The sequence below is a fragment of the Arenibaculum pallidiluteum genome (genome assembly GCF_017355985.1).
Classification (GTDB): domain Bacteria; phylum Pseudomonadota; class Alphaproteobacteria; order Azospirillales; family Azospirillaceae; genus Arenibaculum; species Arenibaculum pallidiluteum.
Genome location: NZ_JAFIQU010000011.1, coordinates 115,222 through 127,611, shown reverse-complemented (window position 1 = coordinate 127,611; position 12,390 = coordinate 115,222). Strand labels below are relative to the sequence as shown.

Here is a 12,390-nt window from a genome sequence, read left to right as displayed (position 1 = left end):
GATCATGTCTCGTGGAAGATCGTGAAGGCGCCAAGCGGCTCCCGCTCGACGGCCAGCCGGTTCACGGGCTCGCCGGAATCCTCGAAGCCGAGCGCCATCCCGCACAGCACGAGCTCGTCCTCCGGGATGCCGAGCTGCCGGCGGACCACATCGGGGTAATTGGCGAGCGCTGCCTGCGGGCATGTGTCGAGACCGTGGCCGCGCGCGGCGATCATGATGTTCTGGAGGAACATCCCGAAATCCAGCCAGCTTCCCCGGCCGAGATCGCGGTCGATGGTGAAGATCATCCCGACCGGCGCGCCGAAAAGGACGTAATTCCGGCCCCGCTGACGCGCTGCCCCTACCCGGTCGCCCTTCTCCACGCCGGCAAGCGCATAGAGTCCCCATCCCAGCCTGCGGCGGCGATCGAGATAAGGTTGCCGCCATTCCCGGGGATAGTAGTCGTACTCGCGGGCCTCTGGTGCGCCGGCCTCGTGCAGGGCGAGCAGCTCCGCGCGCAGGCGTTCCAGGGCGGGCCCCAGGAGGACATGCACTTTCCAGGGCTGCATGTTGCTGCCGCTCGGGGCCCGGCTCGCCAGCGTCAGGATGCGCTCCACCGTCTCCCGCGGGATCGGGGTCGGACGAAATCCGCGGACACTGCGCCTCGTGCGGATAGCCCATTCGACCGCCGCCCGCACGGCCTCGGCGTCAAGAACCGGCGCGTCTCGCTCCGACATCAGCTCAACCTCTCTGGATCCGGACTCCACCCGACATGCCACGGTCCCCGTCCCCCGCCGGATCCGGGATCAGACGCCGCAGGCATGCTCCCATCACGACCATGCGACCGATTGCCCGTTCGGTGAACTCCGTCAGGCCGGCTTCGACGGAGTTGTGGGTATCTATGTCGAGACGGACGCCCGGAGGGCCGATGCCGTGCGGAAGCTCCCGTCCGGCCCGCCGCGCCCCGTCGACCGCCATGCGCACGCCGGCCGCCAGGCGGCCGTCCTCCTGCGCCGGACGAAGCGCGAGCCAGGCCAGCGCCAGAAAGCCCGGCCAGTGGGCGAGGTGTCGGTACAGGCTCGCTACGACCGGCGTGTCGCCGACGCGCCCGTACCCATCGAGCCCCAGCACAAGGGCATGAACATGCGCCGGAAGCTCGTCGAGGCCCGGAAGCCGCGGAAAGTCCACCCAGTCGGCGCTCCCGCGCAGGGATATCCTCTCCGCTCCTCGCCCCTCGGGCCCGGATATGCCGTCCCGGCCGGAAAGCGCCGCGCGGGCGGCCATGAGAGCCACGAGCGCCAAGCCATTCACATGGTTGTACGAGGCGATCAAGGCGTCGATCCGGCATCGCTCCGCAGCGCCGATCCCCACGGCGTCGAAGAGGAATGGCGGCAGGTCTCCGATCCCGCCGACATCGATGCCGTCCCTGATGACGGACGCCGCCTCCGGCAGCTCCGCGCCTCGGTACAATGGCCTTACGACGCCCCAGGTCCACTCCAGTCCTCCGGGGATCGTCGCAAGATGACGCCAGACCAGGTTCACGTACGGAACGCCGAGCGTCTGCCGGATCTCATCGAACAGCTCGGCCGTCCTGCCCCGGGCATCGGCCTCGCGCACCGCGGGCACGGGATCGCTGACCCCGGTCACCCCCCCTGCTCCCGTACGGACGCAACGGCCTCGGCACGCCTGAGGATCGCCTCCGCCTGCTTGGCATGCGCCATGTCGACCAGAACGCCCTCGACCCCGACGGCGCCATTGCCCTCCGCGACGGCGCGGCCGATCGCCTCGGTCACTTTGGAAGCCCAGACGACCTGTTCCGCTGATGGCGAGAAGACCTCGTTGGCGAGATCGATCTGGGAGGGATGGATCGCCCATTTCCCCTCGAAGCCGAGCGCTGCCGCCCGCTGCGCGCTGGCGCGGTAGCCGTCGGGATCGCCGAAATCCGTGAACGGCCCGTCGATCGGACGGAGCCCGTTGGCCCGGCAGGCATTCGCGACCCGGGCCATCGCGAAATGCCACTGGTCGTTCCAGTGGCGTTCGCGACGGCCATCCTCTCCCGGCGGGGTCATCACCGCGTAGCGCGCGCTCGGCGCGCCGAAGACGGGATCGAAGGTCCGCATGTCCACGGTGTAGTCGCCGACCCCGAAGATCATCGCCTCCAGCCTGTCCGACGCGGCCGCGATCTCCTCGGCATGGCCCACCCCCTTCGCGGTCTCGATCAGCACCTCGATCCCGACTCGCTTCGAGCGTCCATGCTCCCGCTCGATCAGGATCAGCAGCTGTTCGACGAAGCGGACGTCGAAGGCGGATCCCGCCTTCGGCAGCAGCACGAGATCGAGACGGGGTGCCGCCGGGACGACGTCCAGGACGTCTCGGAGCGCCCATGGGGTGTCGAGGGCGTTGATGCGCAGCGCCAGGGTCTTCGTTCCCCAGTCGATCTCCGTAAGCGCGCGAACCGCACCTGCCCGGGCCTCCGCCTTGCGCGCGGGCGCCACGGCATCCTCGAGGTCCAGGAACACGACATCCGCCGCGCTTGCCGCCGCCTTTGCGAAGAACCGCTCTGAAGTCGCCGGCACCGCCAACTCGGAGCGGTGCAGCCGCTCGGGCCGCCCCTTGACCATTCTCGTCATCGCCATCTCTCGTCCCCTGCCGGCATCCGTGGGTTCTGGAATCGATCCTCCGGATCGAGGACGGCGAGATCGCGGGCACGGAAGAGGACGTCGTCATGGACATTGTCCCCCACCACCGTGGCGGTCCCCTCAGCCCGCATCGCGTCCCTCCCCGTCCCCGGTGTGGCGCCGCTCGAAGTCCCAGACCTCCCGGAAGCCCATCAGCAGGTTGAAGTCCTGGAAGGGATAGAGCGGGACCGGCAGGTCCGCCGTCCCTTCCGCCAAGGCCGAATAGGCGGCCTGCATCGCCTTGGCCGCGGCTAGGAAACCCGCGACCGGATAGATCGCGACCGCGAAGCCGAGCTCGCGCAGCCGGTCGCGTCCGAGCGTCGGCGTGCGCCCGCCATGGACGATGTTGGCCAGGACCGGAACGTCGAAGGCAGATCCGATCCGGGCCATCTCCGCCTCGTTCTCCGGACTTTCGATGAACAGGATGTCCGCGCCTGCGCTGGCATAGACCTCGCCGCGCCTCAGCGCCTCATCGAGCCCCAGTCCCGTCCGCGCATCCGTGCGCGCCACGATCAGCAGGTCGGTGGAGGACCGCGCATCGGCGGCGACCCGGATCTTCCGGACCATCTCGTCGGCCAGGATCACGCGCCGGTTCGGCGTGTGACCGCATTTCTTCGGGAACTCCTGGTCCTCGATCTGGATGGCCGAAACCCCCGCCCGCTCGTACCCGCGTACGGTGTGATGAACGTTGAGCAAGCCGCCATAGCCCGTGTCCGCATCGGCGATGACGGGCTTCGAGACGCCCTGGACGATGCGCTCGACACGTCCGACCATGTCGGTGTAGGTCGCGATGCCCGCGTCCGGCAGGCCGAGATGCGAGGCGACGGTCCCGTATCCCGTCACATAGAGGGCCTCGGCAGGCCCGGAATCCGCGATCTTCGCGGAGATCATGTCGAAGACTCCCGGGGCGACCACGAAACCTCCGCCGCGGAGGATCCGGGCCAGATCAGGATTCGGCATGGCTCGGTCCCTCGCGCAGGGCCACCTGCCTAGCCATGCGCAGCGTGCGCTCGGCGGGCGGCAGCATGTCGATGGCGACGAAGGTTCCTTCGACCACGGAGACGCCGCTCCCGCGCTCGACCCCTTCGCGATAGGCCGTGACGATCCGGTGGGCGCGCTCGATCTCGGCCACCGTGGGAGCGAAGACCTGATTGACGACGGGCACCTGCGCGGGATGGAAGACGACCTTTCCGGCGAACCCGAGGTCGCGCGCCGAAACCGCATCGGCATGCGTCGCATCGGGATCCTTCACCGCGGTGAAGAAGGCCGCGTCGATCGCCTGCATCCCCGTCGCGGCCGCGGCCGCGACGACCATGGAGCGTGGGAACAGGAGCGCCTCCGCCGAGACGGTCCCGCCCGTCGCGGCCGTGTAGTCGCCGGACCCGAAGAAGAGCGCCGTCGCGCGCGGCGAGGCATCGGCGAGCCCGAGCGCGCTCAGGATGCCCCGCGGCGTCTCGAGCGTCAGGATCAGCTCCGGGACGTCCTCGCGTCCCGGGCGCCGCTCCGCGGCCCGGAGCATGGTTTCCAGCTGCCGGACGGCGGCCGCATGCTCGACCTTGGGGACCATGATGCTGTCGACCCGGTCGAGCGGCAGCATCTCAAGATCGCGCGCGGCCTCCTGCGTCCCGATGGCATTGATCCGGACGGCCCGCTCGCAGCCGCGGAAGTCGAGGCTGCGCAAGGCCCCCGCGACCGCTTCCCGCGCGGCCTCCTTCCCATCTGGGGGAACGCCGTCCTCGAGGTCGAACACCACGCAGTCCGCACCGAGGCCGACCGCCTTCTGCAGCCGCTCGGGCCGGTTTCCGGGCGTCAGCAGCAGGGTGCGGCGCAGCCTCGGCTCAGGCATCGGCGACCTCCCCCTCGACCATGAGGCGGATCTCCTCCGGCACCTCGCCGAGGAACAGCCGCCGGACATTGTCGTTCGCGAGCAACGCCTCGGCCTCGCCGGAATACACGACCTGGCCCGTGTGCATCACGTACCCGCGGTCGGAGAAGGATAGCGCGCGCGACGCCTTCTGCTCGACCATCACCACGGTCAGTCCGGTTCCCGAGAGCTCCCGCAGCTTCTCGAAGACGATGTCCACGTATTTCGGGGAGAGGCCGAGCGACGGCTCATCCAGGATCAGGATACTCGGCCCCGTCATCAGCGACCGGGCGATCGCGAGCATCTGCTGCTCGCCTCCGCTCATCGTCCCCGCCAACTGGCGCATGCGTCCGCCAAGCACGGGAAAGAGCCGGACCAAACGTTCGATCGTCTCCTCGATGCGCTGCCGGTCACCGCCGAGGATGTGCGCGCCGAGCTCCAGGTTCTCCCGGACCGTCATTTCGGGAAGCACGATCCGGCCCTGCGGCACGAAGGCGACACCGCGGCTGAGCCGCAGGTGAGGCGCCTCGCGCGTCACGTCGGCGCCCGAGACGAGAACCTGTCCCGACCATACCCGCAGCAGACCTGCGGCCGCTTTGATCGCCGTCGACTTCCCGGCCCCGTTGGAGCCGATCACCGAGGTCACCAGCCTTTTCTCGAAGGCCATGGAGGCCGAACGCACGACCGGGACGTCGCCATACCCCGTCGTGACTCCACGCAGCTCAAGCAGCGCCGCCTGTGATCCCGTCATGCCAGATCCTCCCCGCTCATGTCCGCCGGCAGGCGGCGCGCGCCACGCGCGCCGCCGTTGCTCCAGGTGGTCCTAGCGCTCCGACCAACCCGGCATCGGGATCACCGCCTCGACGGTCTTCAGATCATCGGGGTAGACGATCTCACGCTTGCCGTTGCGGATCTGCACGAGCAGGCCCTTCACGCCCTGCTGCACGCCCGTTTCCGGGTCGACCTTGTGGTGCCCCATCACGGTGTCCGTCTCGAGCCCGCGCAGCGTGTCGCGGAGCTTGTCCTGGTCGAGGCTGCCGGTCTTCTTGACGGCCTCCTCGAGAACCGACACGGCGGCGTAGCCGAAGCCCGAGTAGTAGCCGGGCTCGTAGCCGAACTTGTCCTTGAAGGCCTTCACGAATTCGGCATTGCCCTTCGTCTTCAGAATGGGCTCGTAGAGCGACATTCCGATCACGTACTCGCCGTCCTTGCCGGCCGCCTCGAGGAAGTCGTCGATCGAGGCGCCATTGTGGATGAACATCTTGGGAAGGTAGTTCGAGGACCGAAACTGCCGGATCATCTCGATCGCCTCGTTCGGATAGCCTACAGAGATCCAGAGGTCGGGGTTCGACTGCCGCGCCTTGGCGATGCTCGATGAAAAATCGGAGGTCCCGGCCGGGAAGTACTCGGAGTTGACGATTTCGAGCTTCTTGTCCTTGGCGATCTTCTCGATCACCACCGCCATGTCGCGCGCGGCGGAATAGTCGCGCGAGACGAAGGCCAGGGACTTGAGGCCGAACTTCTCCATCATGGGTCCGACGCCCTCGACATAGGCCGAGATCGCCGCAGCGGTCTGGAAGACGTACTTGAAGCCGCGCTGATGGATCTTCTCGGACGCGCCGCCGCCGTTGATGAGCACGCGCTTGTGCTTCTCCGCGACGGCCGAGGCCGTGGCAGTCGAAGCCGAACCCCAGGGCGAGACGAGCAGATCGACGTTGTCGTTCGTGATCAGGCGCTCGTAGAGGCGTGCGGCCGTGGCGGGATCGCTGCGGTCGTCGTAGAGGACGATCTCGACCTGCCGGCCGAGAAGGCCGCCGCGCCCGTTGACCTGGTCCCGCCAGAGCTCGACCGCCTTCTTGTAGTGCTCAGCCGAGTCCGCAAGGTTGCCGGACTGCGAAAGCGCGACACCGACCTTGATCGGATCGGCCGCCCAGGCGGGCGAGAGCGCCATGGCGGCCAGCGCGGCCGCGCTGGCCAGGAGGGTTCGATAGCCCTTCATGCGTTTTCCTCCGCTCAGTGGACCTTCGAGGCCCGTTATTGTCCGCGGCGCCGTCAGGCCGGCGCCGTCTCCCGCACGCCGCTCACGGCAAGGATCTCGTCGCGCACGGCTCCCATGGCGGACCGGCTCCGCGGCTCGATCCCGAGCATCGCCGCAATCTCCCGTGCCGCCGTCACCACCGCATCCGGATCGACGCCCGTCCGGATGCCCATCGCCTCGAGCATCGAGACGATGTCCTCGGTCGGCAGGTTGCCCACCGACCCGACCGACTTGACCGCTCCCGGCATCGCGACGCCACCCCCGATGCCGCAGATCGACCCCTCGACCCAGCGCGCCCCGGCGGCGATGGCCGCCAGCACGTTGGCCGGTCCCCAGCCGGAGAGGTCATGGGCATGGAACCCGACCTCGACGTCTGGGAAGGCGTCGTAGAGGCGGCCGATCAGCCGTCCCACATGCGCCGGATCCTCCATGCCGACCGAGCCGGCGAGATAGAAGCGGCGGATGCCGTGGTTCCGCAGCTGGCCCGCGAGCGCCAGGACCTGGTCCTCGTCGACGAGGCCCTCGTAGGCGCACCAGAAGGCCATCCCAATGGCCATCACGAACGGGATGCCCCGGCCGTCGGCGATCCGGTACGCCGCCCCGGCCTGCGCGACGGCCTCGTCCGGGCTCATGTTCTGGTTCTTGCGGAGATAGACCGTGCCGGCGGTGATCAGGCCCAGCATCTCGTCAACGCCGGCCGCCGCCGCGCGCTCGGCGCCGCGGGCGTTCGGGACGAGCGCCCGATAGACGGTCCCGGGCCGCCTGCGGATGCGCGCGAAGACCTCGTCGGCGTCACGCAGGTTGGGAACCGCTCGCGGGCTCACGAAGCCCGTCACCTCGATCACGGGGAAGCCGGCCTCGCTCAGGCGATCGACCATCCGCACCTTCGTGTCCGTGTCGATCCAATCCGGAAGGCTCTGCAGCCCGTCGCGGGGGCCGACCTCCGCCACCATCACGCTGTCCGGTAGGTTGAGCATGACGCATCCTCCTCAGAAGTAGGCTTCCTTGACCTTCGGGTCCGTGCGCACGGCATCGGCAGGACCGCTCGCGATCACCTCGCCTTGCGCCAGCACGTGAACCGTGTGGCAGATCTCGAGGACGATCCGCATCTCGTGGTCGATGAAGAAGAGCGTCAGGCCACGCCGGCGCAGCACCTCCAGATGATCGACGATCCTGTTCTGGAGCCGCGGGTTGATGCCCGCGAAAGGCTCGTCGAGCAGCATCACCGTCGGGCGCAGCATCAGCGCCCTGGCGATCTCGACCAGCTTGCGCTGCCCGTAGGAGAGCTCGCTTCCCCACTTGTCGCGGAGATGCGCGACCTCAAGGAAGTCGAGGAGTTCGAGCGCACGCTCGACCGCCTCGGGGTCGGAGGCGCCATGGGCGATCGCGACAAGGTTCTCGAGCACCGTCATCTCGCCGAAGAGCCGGCTGATCTGGAAGGTGCGCCCCACCCCGCCCCGGCAGATCTCCGCGGGCGAGGCCCGCGTCGTGTCCCGCCCGTTCAGGAAGACGCGTCCCCTGTCGGGCCGGAGCGTGCCGGCGATGATGTTGAAGAGCGTCGACTTTCCCGACCCGTTCGGTCCGATGACGCCGGTAACGGAGCCGCGTTCGACCTCGAGGCTCACATCGTTGAGCGCCACCAGGCCGCCGAAGCGCTTACCGATCCCCTGCACCGACAGGATCCCGGTCCCGGCGCCGCGCCCCGCCTCCCGCGTGGCGGCAGGGGCGACCATCTCCATTTCTTGCGCGGACATGTCAATGGGCCTCCTTCGGGCGGGCGGCGATCCGGGGACGGGAAGCCAGCCGGCGCAGGCTGCCGCGGGCGACCGGCACCCAACTCCACTGCCTGTGCGCCAGGAAGCTCACGATGCCTCGGGGCATCCAGAGGACGACGAACAGGATCACGACGCCGACGATCGCCAGGTAGATCTCGGGGAAGCGGGACCACAGCAGCTCATTGACGACCGACATCGCGAGGACGCCGATCAGCGGACCGAACACCGTGCCCATGCCGCCGAGGAGCACCATCGCGATGGTCGTGAGCTCCGTCATCGGCGCGAAGGCCGTCATCGGGTCGATGAAGCTGAGATACGTTGCATACAGCGAGCCGACGGCGCCGGGCGCGATCGCCGAAACCACGAAGGCTCCGATCTTCAGCCGGGTCGTCCTGACGCCGAGGGCATCGGCCGCTGTCTCGTCCTCCCGGATTGCCAGGAGCTGCAGGCCCAGACGGGAGTTGTCGAGCCGCCAGGTCAGGAGCACGAGGCCCAACGCGATGGCGGCGAGGGTGAAGTAGAGCGGCTTCAGGTCGGACACGGGCAGCAGATAGATGCCGGTGCCGCCCTGGGTGATGTTGTCGAAGCCCAGCGCGAACGACTCGCAAACCCGCGCCATGCCGAACATGCCGATCGCGAAGAACGGCCCCTTGACCCGGAGCATCGCCCCGCCGAGCGGCAGGGCCAGGAGCGCGCCGCTCAATCCGGCCGCGGCAGCCGCGACCAGCCAGTGGAAACCAGCATCCATCATCAGCGCGCCGGTGTAGGCACCGACGCCGAAGAAGGCGACCTGACCGAAATGCGTGTAGCCGGCATAGCCGCCGATCAGGTTCCAGGAATAGGCCAGCGCGACGAAGACGTAGAGCTGGACCGTGAAGGACAGCACGTACTCGCTGCCGACGAAGGGGAGCACCGCCGCCAGGATGCACGCCGTCCCCATGACCAAGGTCGCCTTCATGCCCGCACCCCCAGTCCGAGAAGGCCGCGCGGACGGACCAGCAGGACCGTCAGCATGATCAGGAAAAGGATTGCGGAGCCGATCACCTGGCCCATCACGTAGCCGCTGAACACCTCGATGACGCCGAGGAGCAGGGCTGCCAGCATGGCGCCAGGATAGCTTCCCATGCCGCCCACGATGATGACCGCGAAGCACTTGATGCCAAACCGCGCGCCAAGCTGCGGATCCGAGGCGAAAGTCGGTGCCAACAGCACGCCGGCGAGCCCCGCCATGGCGGCGCCGAGCGCAAAGGTGACGTTGCGCACGGCATCGATCGAGATTCCGTTGATCGTCGCCAGCTCGGGCGCCTGGGAGACCGATCGGATCGCCCGCCCGAAGCGGGTGTTCTGGAGGAACCACCAGACGCCGAGCGTCGCGGCCATCGCCACGAGGAACGAGACCATGCGCGAGAGCGCGATGTCCTGGCCTAGGAACCGGAACGATCCGCCGAGGACGCCCGGAAGGCCACGGTAGCCGCCGCCCCAGATCAGGATCGAGACGTTCACGATGATGGTCGAGAGCGCAAAGGTCGCGAGCAGCGACATGATCATCGGACCATCCGCGATCCGGCGGATCACCAGCACCTGCATCGCAAGGCCGATGGCCGCGGCCAGCAGGGGAACGACGACGATGGCCACCGCAAAAGGAAGATTGTACCCAGCCACGATCGAGACCGTCGTCAGTGCCCCTACGGCGATCAGGTCGCCATGGGCAAAGTTGATGACACGCATGACCCCGAAGACGAGGTTCAGGCCGCATGCCATCAGGGCGTAGAGCCCGCCGAGCAGGATCCCGGCGATCAGCAGTTCGAGGACAGGCATTTCCCCACCTCCCTGGTCGTGGGACGGAATGCCGGATCGCAGTCCGGCTGCAGGCATGTCCGAAGCCAGACTCCGGGCGCAGACGGTCGTTCGATGCGAGGCATCGTCTCCTCCCCCGTCGTTGTGGGCCGCCTCGAGGCGGCCTCTTCTCTGTGTTGTTCGGCCGGAGATCCGGCCCTCAGCCGCCGCCGCTGCCTTTGGCGGCGACGAAACGCTCCTCGGCCGTCTCGACCGCCGCGACCAGATCCGCGAAGGCCGGCGGCACTTCGATGCCATAGCGGATGAAGGCGCTCCGGAGGATGACGCCGCGGAACGTCCTCTCCGCGAAGTCCGGGTCCCGTGAAGCGAGCGCCGCGAGCATCATTTCGTGATTGTTGACCACCCTCGGCACGGCGCGCTCGTGATCGGGGTGACTGAGAAGGAACAGCCAAACGAGGTTGCTGATCGAGCGCCAGGCGGTGAGCAGATGCTCGTTCCCGGACAGGACGCACAGCCGCTCGTGGAAGCGCCAGTCGAGCTCGCGGTACGCCACGGCATCGCCCGACTGACCGACCTCCTGCATCTCGCGGGTGCGTCGCGCGAGATCGTCCAGAACCTCCTCCGTCAGGGTCGATGCCACGATCCGCGCCGCGAAGCCCTCGAGATTCGCGCGCAGGGCGACCATCCCGATCGCATCCTCATAACGCAGCGACCGGATGTAGCTGCCGCGGTTGTGCCGTATCTCGACCAGACCCCTGGCGGCCAGCGACTGCAGCGCCTCGCGCAGCGGCGCCCGGCTCACCCCGAGCCGCTTGGAGAGCTGGAGTTCCACGACCCGGTCCCCTGGCTTCAGCTCCCCGATGCGGATCGCCTGGACGATGCGCTCGGCAACGATGTCCGGCAGGGAGCGCTGTTCGGGCAGGCTCCACAGATCCGTCCCGCCCTCCGGGGCGGAACCGACCTGCACGGCCGTTCCGTTCATCGCCGCCGCGAAACCCTGCCGGACAGTCATCCCGAGTCCTCCTCAGATTACGCCCGCCGCGGCGAGCTCGGCCATCCGCGCCTCGGACAGCCCCAGCATCCTACGGAGGATCTCGTCGTTGTGCGCGCCCAGCCGCGGCCCCAGGCTGTCGATTCCACCCGGCGTGTCGCTCAGCCGCGGCACGACGTTGGGGATCGCGAGTTCGCCGATCCGCTCGTCCCGGACATAGGCGATGTTGCCGCGCGCCTTGTACTGCGGGTCCTCGAAGATCTCGTCGATCGAATAGACGGGTCCGCAGGGGACCTGGAAGCGCTCGCAGGTAGCCAGCACCTCGTCGCGGTCCTGCCGCCCGGTCCAGGCGCTCACATGTGCGTCCACCTCCGCCCGGTCGCGCTCGCGGTTCGCGAGCGGACCCCAGCGATCGGCGCCGGCGAGCTCCGGCTCGCCCATCGCTTCGGCCAAGCGGGCGAAAATCTTGTCGCTGGTGCAAGCGATGGCGATCCAGCGTCCGTCGCGGGTCGGGTAGTGGCTGTGAGGCACGACGTTGACCGTGCCCGGTCCCATCCGCTGGCGTACGTATCCGTTCAGCTGGTAGGAGGGCGCAAGCTCGTCGAGGATGCGGAAGATCGGCTCGTAGAGCCCGATGTCGATCATCTGGCCGCGCCCCGTCAGATCCCTGGCGCGCAGCGCGAGGAGCGTACCGATGGCCCCGTACAGCCCCGCCATGTAGTCGGGGATCGTCGCGGAGCCGGGCGTCACTGGCGGCCGGTCCGGATAGCCCGCAAGGAATGAGAGGCCGCCGAAGGCGTTGCCGATGCGACCGAAGCCGGGACGCCCGCGGTAAGGACCGGTCTGCCCATAGCCCGAGATGCGCACCATGATCAGGCGCTCGTTGATGTCCTTCAGCTCGTCCCAGCCGAGCCCCCACCCTTCCAGCGTGCCGGGCTGGAAGTTCTCGACCAGAACGTCGGCCCTGCGCACCAGGTCCTTCAGGATCTCGGCGCCTTCCGGCTTGCGCAGATCGAGCGTCACCGACTTCTTGTTGCGGCACTCCGAGAGCCACGGCAGGGAATCGCCGCATTCCGTGATGCTGCCGAACCGACGCAGCGCATCGCCGATTTTGGGCAGTTCGATCTTGATCACGTCGGCCCCGAACTCTGCGAGCTGGGTCGAGCAGAACGGTCCAGCCAGGAAGCTGGAGACATCGACGACGAGCACCCCGTCAAGCGGCCGGACTCCTCGCGGTTGGACGTTATCGGATTCCATGTCCCTCTCCG

13 protein-coding genes are annotated in these 12,390 nt (G+C 68.2%); all 13 read right to left on the bottom strand.

Translation table 11 applies throughout. From position 1 onward, the window contains the following. Positions 1–2: 2 nt before the first annotated feature. Complete coding sequence (locus tag JUB13_RS20530) at positions 3–716, bottom strand: nitroreductase (protein WP_207482188.1); 714 nt, start codon at positions 714–716, stop codon at positions 3–5. Between the two features lie 4 nt (positions 717–720). Next, positions 721–1,626: a hypothetical protein gene (locus JUB13_RS20525; RefSeq protein WP_207482186.1), complete on the bottom strand. Its 906-nt coding sequence runs from the start codon at positions 1,624–1,626 to the stop codon at positions 721–723. Beyond that, the gene (locus JUB13_RS20520) at positions 1,623–2,615 is read right to left on the bottom strand and encodes an HpcH/HpaI aldolase/citrate lyase family protein (protein ID WP_207482185.1); all 993 of its coding nucleotides are present in this window, start codon (positions 2,613–2,615) and stop codon (positions 1,623–1,625) included. The genes JUB13_RS20525 and JUB13_RS20520 overlap by 4 nt, the downstream gene beginning before the upstream one ends. Positions 2,616–2,738: 123 nt before the next feature. Continuing rightward, positions 2,739–3,617: an isocitrate lyase/PEP mutase family protein gene (locus JUB13_RS20515; protein WP_207482183.1), complete on the bottom strand. Its 879-nt coding sequence runs from the start codon at positions 3,615–3,617 to the stop codon at positions 2,739–2,741. Further along, positions 3,604–4,503 (bottom strand): HpcH/HpaI aldolase/citrate lyase family protein, encoded by a 900-nt coding sequence (locus JUB13_RS20510; RefSeq protein ID WP_207482181.1) that lies wholly within the window; start codon positions 4,501–4,503, stop codon positions 3,604–3,606. Before JUB13_RS20510 ends, JUB13_RS20515 begins: the two co-directional genes overlap by 14 nt. Beyond that, on the bottom strand, positions 4,496–5,272 hold the full coding sequence (locus tag JUB13_RS20505; protein WP_207482179.1) for an ABC transporter ATP-binding protein: 777 nt from the start codon (positions 5,270–5,272) through the stop codon (positions 4,496–4,498). The genes JUB13_RS20510 and JUB13_RS20505 overlap by 8 nt, the downstream gene beginning before the upstream one ends. 72 nt (positions 5,273–5,344) lie before the next feature. Further along, positions 5,345–6,520 carry an amino acid ABC transporter substrate-binding protein gene (locus JUB13_RS20500; protein ID WP_207482177.1) on the bottom strand — a complete coding sequence of 392 codons (1,176 nt, stop codon included), beginning with the start codon at positions 6,518–6,520 and terminating at the stop codon, positions 5,345–5,347. A 53-nt stretch (positions 6,521–6,573) separates the two neighbouring features. Next, the gene (locus JUB13_RS20495; RefSeq protein WP_207482176.1) at positions 6,574–7,536 is read right to left on the bottom strand and encodes a hydroxymethylglutaryl-CoA lyase; all 963 of its coding nucleotides are present in this window, start codon (positions 7,534–7,536) and stop codon (positions 6,574–6,576) included. Positions 7,537–7,548: 12 nt separating this feature from the next. Continuing rightward, entirely contained in the window at positions 7,549–8,313 is a 765-nt protein-coding gene (locus tag JUB13_RS20490) for an ABC transporter ATP-binding protein (RefSeq protein WP_236025093.1), read from the bottom strand. 1 nt (position 8,314) lies between these two features. Further along, a complete protein-coding gene (locus tag JUB13_RS20485) occupies positions 8,315–9,292 on the bottom strand; it encodes a branched-chain amino acid ABC transporter permease (protein WP_207482175.1) in 978 nt (325 codons plus the stop codon). Continuing rightward, complete coding sequence (locus tag JUB13_RS20480) at positions 9,289–10,152, bottom strand: branched-chain amino acid ABC transporter permease (protein WP_207482174.1); 864 nt, start codon at positions 10,150–10,152, stop codon at positions 9,289–9,291. The genes JUB13_RS20485 and JUB13_RS20480 overlap by 4 nt, the downstream gene beginning before the upstream one ends. Positions 10,153–10,330: 178 nt before the next feature. Continuing rightward, positions 10,331–11,143, bottom strand: a complete 813-nt coding sequence (locus tag JUB13_RS20475; RefSeq protein ID WP_207482173.1) for a GntR family transcriptional regulator — start codon at positions 11,141–11,143, stop codon at positions 10,331–10,333. A 12-nt stretch (positions 11,144–11,155) separates the two neighbouring features. Continuing rightward, positions 11,156–12,379, bottom strand: a complete 1,224-nt coding sequence (locus JUB13_RS20470) for a CaiB/BaiF CoA transferase family protein (RefSeq protein WP_207482172.1) — start codon at positions 12,377–12,379, stop codon at positions 11,156–11,158. Between the last annotated feature and the right edge of the window lie 11 nt (positions 12,380–12,390).

Bases quoted from the DNA above. Each gene is read 5' to 3' on its own strand.
- JUB13_RS20475 (WP_207482173.1), bottom strand. From the start codon at position 11,143: ATGACTGTCCGGCAGGGTTTCGCGGCGGCGATGAACGGAACGGCCGTG.
- JUB13_RS20490 (WP_236025093.1), bottom strand. From the start codon at position 8,313: ATGTCCGCGCAAGAAATGGAGATGGTCGCCCCTGCCGCCACGCGGGAG.
- JUB13_RS20500 (WP_207482177.1), bottom strand. From the start codon at position 6,520: ATGAAGGGCTATCGAACCCTCCTGGCCAGCGCGGCCGCGCTGGCCGCC.
- JUB13_RS20530 (WP_207482188.1), bottom strand. From the start codon at position 716: ATGTCGGAGCGAGACGCGCCGGTTCTTGACGCCGAGGCCGTGCGGGCG.
- JUB13_RS20510 (WP_207482181.1), bottom strand. From the start codon at position 4,503: ATGCCTGAGCCGAGGCTGCGCCGCACCCTGCTGCTGACGCCCGGAAAC.
- JUB13_RS20505 (WP_207482179.1), bottom strand. From the start codon at position 5,272: ATGACGGGATCACAGGCGGCGCTGCTTGAGCTGCGTGGAGTCACGACG.
- JUB13_RS20520 (WP_207482185.1), bottom strand. From the start codon at position 2,615: ATGGCGATGACGAGAATGGTCAAGGGGCGGCCCGAGCGGCTGCACCGC.
- JUB13_RS20470 (WP_207482172.1), bottom strand. From the start codon at position 12,379: ATGGAATCCGATAACGTCCAACCGCGAGGAGTCCGGCCGCTTGACGGG.
- JUB13_RS20495 (WP_207482176.1), bottom strand. From the start codon at position 7,536: ATGCTCAACCTACCGGACAGCGTGATGGTGGCGGAGGTCGGCCCCCGC.
- JUB13_RS20480 (WP_207482174.1), bottom strand. From the start codon at position 10,152: ATGCCTGTCCTCGAACTGCTGATCGCCGGGATCCTGCTCGGCGGGCTC.
- JUB13_RS20485 (WP_207482175.1), bottom strand. From the start codon at position 9,292: ATGAAGGCGACCTTGGTCATGGGGACGGCGTGCATCCTGGCGGCGGTG.
- JUB13_RS20515 (WP_207482183.1), bottom strand. From the start codon at position 3,617: ATGCCGAATCCTGATCTGGCCCGGATCCTCCGCGGCGGAGGTTTCGTG.